Source organism: Schlesneria sp., from assembly GCF_036405755.1.
In the GTDB taxonomy this organism is placed as follows: domain Bacteria; phylum Planctomycetota; class Planctomycetia; order Planctomycetales; family Planctomycetaceae; genus Schlesneria; species Schlesneria sphaerica.
In genome coordinates, this window is record NZ_DASWWZ010000502.1 from 1 (window position 1) to 7,699 (window position 7,699).

Genomic DNA, 7,699 nt, shown 5'->3' on the forward strand with positions numbered 1-7,699 from the left:
GCACCGTGCAAAAAACGTCACTTCCAATTCTCTGATCGCTCTTCCAGAGGGAACCGCCGCGTCGAAGACGTGGGCCTTAGGCCCAGCGGACTCAGCCGTCAGTGAACTGAAAGGAGTAGAACTTCGCCCGCTTCATCACGACTTTCATCCGGATGGGCTTCGTTGCCAGGGATGAGACGTCTGGGCTACCTCTCCAGTAAACGCGTTGGTCGATGAAGTTGCCGCCGATTTCTTCGCATTCAGCCAGGGTGAACCCGGGGATGGGAACTCCCTGCTCATCCTGAAGTTCGACGAAGGCCGTACCCATCGCCCCTGTGTCGATGTTCAGACGTAGCGTGTTTCCGCGGAAGACCAACACGGGAGTGCGGAGTGATCCCCCTTTGTGATCGCAGTCAGCAGAGACGAAGCCATCCAGTCTCTGACGCACGATTCCCACTCCGCCCTTTTGCTTTGCTGTCTCCTCATATTCAGGGCGTAACGCGACAGAGTCATGCAGCTGGCCGCTGGAGTAGTAGTACTGGTAAAGATAGTTTCCTCTTCGGATGATTCCTGGAGCCATAACGGAGTACCAGCGATCCCATTCATCGGGAAGTCCGGTAGGAAAATAGGCATCGCGAGTGGGGCGACTCCATGTCCGGCCATCGCGACTCACGGCCAGTTGCACTTCCAGCATGCCGAAATCTTCCCACTGCCCGGGGACTCGAGGACGAATGAACGGATTCCTCTGCGGCGAAAAGTGACGGAACTGGGATGTGAACATCAAGTGGGTGTCGGCCGCCCATGGGTAGATCATCGCTGCATTGTAGTAGATGTCAGAGTGCGGATCGTCTTCTTCATCAGCGGACAGTACGACGTCGACATTGTCGATTCCCAGAAACATTCGATCATTGGCCGACTTCTTGTAGGGCCACGGTTGCAATGGGTCGTCAAGTTCGATTCGGCCGATTCTTCGTTGATTTTCGGAACTGTAATCGAACGCGCGCGTGTAGATTACGTACCGGCCGATTTGCGGGTCCCATTGCACGATCGTCGGGTTGTCTGTGAAAAAGGGGAGCACGCGCCCCGCTTTTGTAAAGTGAATTCCGTCATCGGAGTAGCTGGCGAAGACCCCGTGTCTCTGCGGATCAAAGGGGGGCGAAAACTCGAGGTGAAACAGTTTGTATCGCTGCGTCGCATCCGGCGTATGCTCATCCAGAAAAATCGTAGTGAAGTGGCCTCCCGACAGGCGACTGCCCGCCGCTTTGAAGTGAAGCCCATCCGCGCTTTCGTAGATGTCGACGCTGTCGGCCCCGAGGTACAGCTTCACTGTTCCCTGGTCATCGATCACGCGGCTGATATGCCCCTGAATCGGTTTCCCCTCTCCATCCAGAATCATCCCCACTTTCTGGGCCGGGTTTGTCTGGAGTGTGACTCGTTCACTTTCGGCGATGAAACGTCTGTCGAGAAATAACTGCTTAGCTCCCGCCACATCGATCGGGGACGAGGCCAATAACAGCGCGCACAGCATGAGCATTTGGGATCCTCTCAGAGTAGTGATGCTCTGTCGCAATCGTCCTGTCAGCGAGACCGTGAACACTCATTCTTTTAACGAGACCGCTGTGAAAATGGGATCATCGCGCCCGCGATTCCGTATGCGTTCCAGTCCCGCTCCTGTTCCAATTCCCTTCCATCAGTGTGTCGAAATGAATTGGTCCTCTGCGAGGTTTTTGGTGGTAGAGCAATCCGATTGAAAATCTGAAATCGACATGACAGAATCCCACTCAGTGTAGTCTTGTCCAAGTGTACATTTTGCCTTTTAAGAAGATCATTCCATGTGGTTCAAGACCTGGGTAGGGTTGCTCGGTTGTGTCGGAATAGTTACGAACTTCTCGGCGGCTGCAGATCCCCTCGACTGGTTGCCGGCGGACGTGAATGCCGTGGCGAAAATCAACGTGGGGGACGTCTACAAATCGTCGCTCGCCAAAAAAGAGGGTTGGCTGAAACAGGCGACAGAATCGTTTATCCAGCAGGAATCACTGGTTCCGCCGGGTACCAAGCAGATTATCGTGGGTTCGGAACTGGACCTGTCTGACACTCTTACCGCAATCAAGAAGTATTCGATTATCGTCCCCGAGGAGACGCTGACGCTCGACAAGTTGTCGATGTGGCTGCCGGGTGAGATCGAAGATGTCGCCGGAAAGAAGATGGCCCAATTTGGAGCCGATGGCTACGTTGTCGACACCGGCGATGGTCTCTGGCTGGCGACGACGTGTGCAAGTCGCCAATTCATAACCCGCTGGCTGAAGCAGGGACCCAGTGGCAAACAGAAACTGTCCCCTTATCTGACGTCCGCGTTGCAAGGGTCAGGAGAATCTCAGTTCGTCCTGGCGATTGATCTCCAGGAAAACTTTTCCGAATCGGAAGTTGCTGAGACCCTCAAGTCTTACAGTTGGATCGGCTCCGAGTCCGCGGCAAAGAATGTGGCTCAGGTGCTGGCGTCGGCAAAGGGAATTACAATCCGGCTCACAGTGGACACAGGTCGAACAGGTACCGCAACTGTCGATTTCGACCGGGATGCCGCACCTTTAAAGCCATTCCTGGACGACCTGATTGCCGAAATCTTGAGTCGCGTCGGAGCATCGTCAGATGACGTTCAAGGCTGGAAGTGGACTGTTGCGGGTAAGCAGGTAAAAGGGACCGGCACGTTCTCTCCTGGGAGTGCCCGACAGGTCATCTCGTTGCTGGAACCTCCTTCGATTACTCATGCAATTTCCGCGAGTAGTCAGGTGACCAGCACCACGCCAGAAGGTCTTCAACCCAAATCGTCTCTCAAATACTGCAACTCGATTCGTGTTCTCCTTGATGACCTGCGAGCGACTTTGAATAAAGAGAAACACAACCACGCGGTGTACTTTGAACGATACGGTCGCAAGATCGACGACCTGCCAAAACTGAACGTCGATCCTGCGCTGCTCGACTTCGGGGCGCGAGTCAGCAGTTCACTCCGCTATCAGGGGCAGTCAGACCGGATGCAGAAGATCAACGCGGGGACCCGTAAAGAACAGACATATTCTTCTTACGCCTCGCGCGCCTATTACGGAAATGTCGGGCCATACAACTCGGGCTGGAACTCGTATTACAGCGGCGCCACGTCCCCGGGAGTGATCGATGCCGAAGCCAATCAGGCCGCAAAAAGTGTCCGGTTCTCAGAGTGGAAGCAGATTGAAGATGGACTGGTTGCTGTCAGGCGTGCGATGACAGAAAAGTACCATCTCGAATTCTAATTGCCATGGCAGGTCGACCGATCGTTCCACGGTACGCGGTTCTCGTCGGAATTCCCGTCAGCTTCAGGAGGCAGGCCAGCAGCGAAGTTAAGCTGGCTTGCCTTCTTGAACTTGCGTAGGAGCGAATTCGTGCTCGGCGATGCTGTAGTTATTGAACTGCATCGTGTAACTGGAGTTGAACCACTCACGAATTGACGGAATGACATCCGCGTCGTAGTCGGGTGCCGTCTGGAGTGTGATCCCTTCGAGGGTTTCTCGGATTTCCCCCTGCTCGATCAGCATTCTCCCGGACTTGATCACATAACGTGGCAGTTCAAACATCCGTTCGATGTCTGGATCGGGAGTGTACACCGTGATGTCCGCATCCGCTCCCGGACCCAGATGCCCTTTCCGGGTAAGTCCGAGCATGCGCGCCGGGCCAGCACGGGTGATAATGGCAATCTCTTCGAGTGTGTACTCGCGGTGAAGATCTGCAAGCACCGTTTTCTCTCGCAACCGGGCAGGCAATCGAGAAATTGCCTCTTCGCGCCGGTTCCGGTCCATCAGCAAGGCGATAATTTGAGGATAGGCGAGGAATGATGCTCCATTCGGGTGATCTGTACTCATGGCGACCCGCCAGGGGTCCTCCACCAGAAGGTACCATTCAAGACCGACTGCCCATTGGAGGGCGTGGACGAAACTTTTTTCTTTGTAGACGATCGGAACGATGCCGCAGCCTGCTTCCTGCTCGATGTCACCGCTGAACCATTTGCCACCGATGACGCGATGGAGGTAGTGGCCGAGTGGACCATCGCCCGTCATCGAGACGGTATGGCCAAACATGACTTGTCCGACATCGATCGTCAAATTCGGATGCTGGTTGACATACTCAGCAAGTTGCGGGACTTCAGACCGGAACGTCGACTGGTCGTCCGGATCACCACCATAGCTATGAAATTGAATATGCGTGAGGTGACCGCGATGACCCTCCAACGCCTTCATCGTGTCGAGTGTCGTCGTCCAGTTCCCGGGAAGTCCCAGATTGTTCCCATGAATGTGGACCGAGTGCGGCAGCCTGAGGCCGTCAACAGCCGAGGCGACACCGCGTAAAATATCTCGCGGGCTGATCCCGAAACCTTCGACAGGATCGTCGAGTGTCTTCACGTTTCCGTTGGCCCGGTTCTTCCAGTTCTCGACCCCGCCCGGGTTCACAACCTTGATTCCGTAACCTTTGGTCGCGTGCAGCAACCAGCCCAGATACGCCTGAACCAGTTGAGGTTCGGCACGCTGGAGTTGTCGCATGACAAAGTGGTTGTTTCCTGCGAGAACAAGAAACCCTTTGTCGATCATCGGAGTGTCGACAAATTCTTCATGCGCGTGACGTGCTGTCAGCGGAGGGATTGCTGCGTCGAACGCTGTCGTGTATCCCAGTCCCGCGTAAAGGTACCCGGTCGCGAACGTACTGGGGACACTTCCAATGGTTCCCGAACGTGTGAGGTTCGACCGTACCATGTGATCCGCCTGGCGACGGTCTTCGGGCAGCATCTTCCGTGCTGCGTTGACTTTGGGACCCGCAATGTGACAGTGCATGTCAACACCACCAGGCATGACAACAAGCCCGGTGGCATCGATCACACGGTCCGCTCGAAACGCCGGATCGGCAGGTGCCGACGCGATACGTCCGTCGACAATCCAAAGGTCCTTTTGGACACCATTGATGCCATTGGCCGGGTCGTAGACTCTTCCGTTACGGAGCAGAAGGATGGACATATCCAGCCGATTCTCATCGTCCTCGAGTTGCCACCTGGGCTACTACATCACCATCACGAACAAGTGCAACACCCTCTGAAGGGATGGCATGCTTGAAGGCGCGACTATGTCGAGGAGGAGATTCTCTGTAAGCGTAAAGCTGATCGCCGTCCCGAATCTTCGAGACCAGTCTGACCCATTCCGAGTTCTTCACGCCAAATGGAACGACGTTATCGCCGCCTTCGCCAGAATTGTCCGCTTCCGCCTGCTCTACGGTCAATCGCTTTAACCATTGCTTTGCCATAGGTTTCCTTTCGCAAATCGTTTTCGGTCCAATCCGTTGCGGCTCTTGCGAGCGCAGTCGTGAAACTCATTATACCATCGAAACAGCCAAATTGGCATTCAGTATCCGTGATTCAGCGGGATTCCTGCCAATAAATCATCCCGCTGATCATCTCATCGCCCTGTCAACATCTGAGAAACATGCAAAATTCATGGTTCTCAGGGTGTCTGTCGCGTCTATCATATTTTGCGACCTCAAGATCCCGAGGCTTTATTTTTCGGAAAAGGTCGTCATGCTTCGCGGAAGTCGCAGCGAACTGTGGCGGGCCACGAATTACGGGCCCGAACGAACCACAGCCATGTGTGATTCGCTGTATCTCTAATGGAAGAAGAATGCCAAAGCCCACCGAACCGATCTCTGATGAACCTTTGTCTCTTTCGATTCGCTCTTCACGTGAAGCTGCACTGAGGGTTCTGGAAGAGCATCGCGCTACCGGAATGTGGGTCAGTGATCTGCTCGACCGTGTCTTCCGGGAATCCGGACTGCCCGCGAAAGAACGTGGACTTGCGACGGAACTCGCCTGCGGTGTGGTTCGTCGACAGGCGACGCTGGACGCGATTCTCAAGACTCTGATCGCCCGACCGGCTGACCAGGTCGAGATATCGCTTTGGACCATTCTGCGGCTGGGTGTTTATCAGATTCTGTTTCTCGACGGCATTCCGCCTCATGCCGCCGTTCACGAGACCGTCGAACTCTGTAAGCGTGCCGGGAGAATGCGCTGGAGTGGCTTTGTTAACGGAGTACTACGCGGGGCCACGCGTCTCACGACGACTCAATATACGACAGAACCCTCCGATGCGGCCGTTCCACTGAGTGATGGCCGGCATCGCAAACTGACGAAGCCCGTCTTCTTCGATCCGAAGTCCGATTTTCCCGCCTACCTGGCCAGCGCCTACAGCATGCCTCTGTGGCTTACAGAGCGTTGGGTAAAACGGTTTACCTCCGAACAATTGTTGCGCCTGTGTCAGTGGTTCAATACGTCTCCTCCGCTGACGATTCGGACGAATACGCTGCGATCCAATCCCGCCGATGTCCTGAGGATCTTCCGAGAGGCGGGAATCGCCATCGAACCCCAAAGTGACTCAGATACCATGGTTGTGGAAGGGGTGTCCCGCGTCGATCAACTTCCCGGCTATGCGGAGGGGCTATTCTTCGTTCAAGACTTTTCTGCCGGCCATGCCGCAGCGCGACTCGCTCCACAACCGGGGCAGCGTGTGTGGGATGTCTGCGCGGCTCCTGGCGGTAAAACCTGCCACCTCGCTGCCATCATGCAGAATCAGGGCGAGATTCTGGCGACGGATATCCGTTCGGACCGGCTGGAAATCGTCAACGATAACGCGCGGCGACTGGGAGCCGAGATCATTCGGACGCAACTGGTCGATGAAGAAGGGTACCGTCTGCCTCAAGGTCCCTTCCACGCCATTCTGGTTGACGTCCCCTGTTCGAATACGGGAGTGCTCGGAAAACGGCCGGAGGCCCGTTGGCGAATTACCCCTGACGGGATCGAGTCGCTGAAAGGAATTCAGGAAAATCTGCTGGGAAAATCGCTTGAGCGACTCGCTCCGCAGGGTCGGCTGGTCTACTCCACGTGCAGCATCGAGCCAAATGAGAATCAGGAAATCGTGCGCAAGATCCTGACGTATTTTCCGAACGTCAGGCTCGCGGAAGAACAGCAGTTTCTTCCCGGCGAACCTGGCGACGGAGCTTATCAGGCGCTGCTGATCAAGGACTGAACTGGCTTCACTTTGCCAACGCTTCGACTGCCACCGTCTGCAGTTCTGCACGCATTTCAGACGCGTCGGCGTTTGGCAGTCCCGAGCGTTGTATCAGCAGGATGACAAAGACATCCTTTACCGGATCGATCCATGCTTGTGTTCCAAAGGCCCCTCCGTGCCCGTAGGTTCCGGCAGACATCATCTCGTGCACCCCTTCCGGTCGACGGGTCACCTGCCATCCGAAACCCATCCCGACTCCGGACGTGAAGCCGGCGGGCAAATCTCCGACTTGATTGCTGGTCATCGCTGCGACGCTCTGTTCCGAGAGCAGTCGAAGCTCGCCAATCGCGCCACGCGTCAACATCATGCGGTAGAGTTTTCCGAGATCTTGAGCTGTCGAAAACAGCCCCCCTGCAGGAATCGGGTGGCGAGCATTCCTGGACGGCCCGACCAATTGATATCCGGCGTGCGACAGTTCTCCGTTCTTCATGTCGTAGAGAGCTGCCAGTCGCTGAAGCTGTTCGTCACTGGGATAGAACGTCGTGTCCCGCATCCCCAGCGGCTGAAACAAACGGTTCTCGAGGAATGTTTCAAACGAGACACCGGACACAACCTCCACGATACGGCCGAGAACGTCGATGCCCGCATTG

General features: G+C 55.6%; 6 protein-coding genes. 2 read left to right on the forward strand and 4 right to left on the reverse strand.

The genetic code is table 11. The features are described from left to right. Nucleotides 1–91: 91 nt before the first annotated feature. Nucleotides 92–1,513 carry a hypothetical protein gene (locus VGE80_RS17000; protein WP_397570936.1) on the reverse strand — a complete coding sequence of 474 codons (1,422 nt, stop codon included), beginning with the start codon at nucleotides 1,511–1,513 and terminating at the stop codon, nucleotides 92–94. 298 nt (nucleotides 1,514–1,811) lie between these two features. Between VGE80_RS17000 and VGE80_RS17005 the strand changes: the two genes are divergently transcribed. Beyond that, entirely contained in the window at nucleotides 1,812–3,263 is a 1,452-nt protein-coding gene (locus VGE80_RS17005) for a hypothetical protein (protein ID WP_440593499.1), read from the forward strand. A gap of 87 nt (nucleotides 3,264–3,350) precedes the next feature. On the opposite strand, the gene VGE80_RS17010 is transcribed toward VGE80_RS17005, so the two are convergent. Both VGE80_RS17010 and VGE80_RS17015 read right to left on the reverse strand, forming a co-directional pair. Continuing rightward, entirely contained in the window at nucleotides 3,351–5,012 is a 1,662-nt protein-coding gene (locus VGE80_RS17010; protein ID WP_440593500.1) for a formylmethanofuran dehydrogenase subunit A, read from the reverse strand. Between the two features lie 13 nt (nucleotides 5,013–5,025). Continuing rightward, nucleotides 5,026–5,295 carry a hypothetical protein gene (locus tag VGE80_RS17015; RefSeq protein ID WP_373651079.1) on the reverse strand — a complete coding sequence of 90 codons (270 nt, stop codon included), beginning with the start codon at nucleotides 5,293–5,295 and terminating at the stop codon, nucleotides 5,026–5,028. 371 nt (nucleotides 5,296–5,666) lie between these two features. Between VGE80_RS17015 and rsmB the strand changes: the two genes are divergently transcribed. After that, complete coding sequence (rsmB, locus tag VGE80_RS17020) at nucleotides 5,667–7,067, forward strand: 16S rRNA (cytosine(967)-C(5))-methyltransferase RsmB (protein WP_440593501.1); 1,401 nt, start codon at nucleotides 5,667–5,669, stop codon at nucleotides 7,065–7,067. Between the two features lie 7 nt (nucleotides 7,068–7,074). Here the strand turns inward: rsmB and VGE80_RS17025 are convergent. Then, nucleotides 7,075–7,699, reverse strand: a 625-nt coding sequence (locus VGE80_RS17025) for a serine hydrolase domain-containing protein (protein WP_440593502.1), incomplete at its 5' end; no start/stop codon positions are given.

What these genes read in the sequence shown, in the direction of transcription:
- VGE80_RS17005 (WP_440593499.1), top strand. Translation starts at nt 1,812, where the DNA reads ATGTGGTTCAAGACCTGGGTAGGGTTGCTCGGTTGTGTCGGAATAGTT.
- rsmB (WP_440593501.1), top strand. Translation starts at nt 5,667, where the DNA reads ATGCCAAAGCCCACCGAACCGATCTCTGATGAACCTTTGTCTCTTTCG.
- VGE80_RS17000 (WP_397570936.1), bottom strand. Translation starts at nt 1,513, where the DNA reads ATGCTCATGCTGTGCGCGCTGTTATTGGCCTCGTCCCCGATCGATGTG.
- VGE80_RS17015 (WP_373651079.1), bottom strand. Translation starts at nt 5,295, where the DNA reads ATGGCAAAGCAATGGTTAAAGCGATTGACCGTAGAGCAGGCGGAAGCG.
- VGE80_RS17010 (WP_440593500.1), bottom strand. Translation starts at nt 5,012, where the DNA reads ATGTCCATCCTTCTGCTCCGTAACGGAAGAGTCTACGACCCGGCCAAT.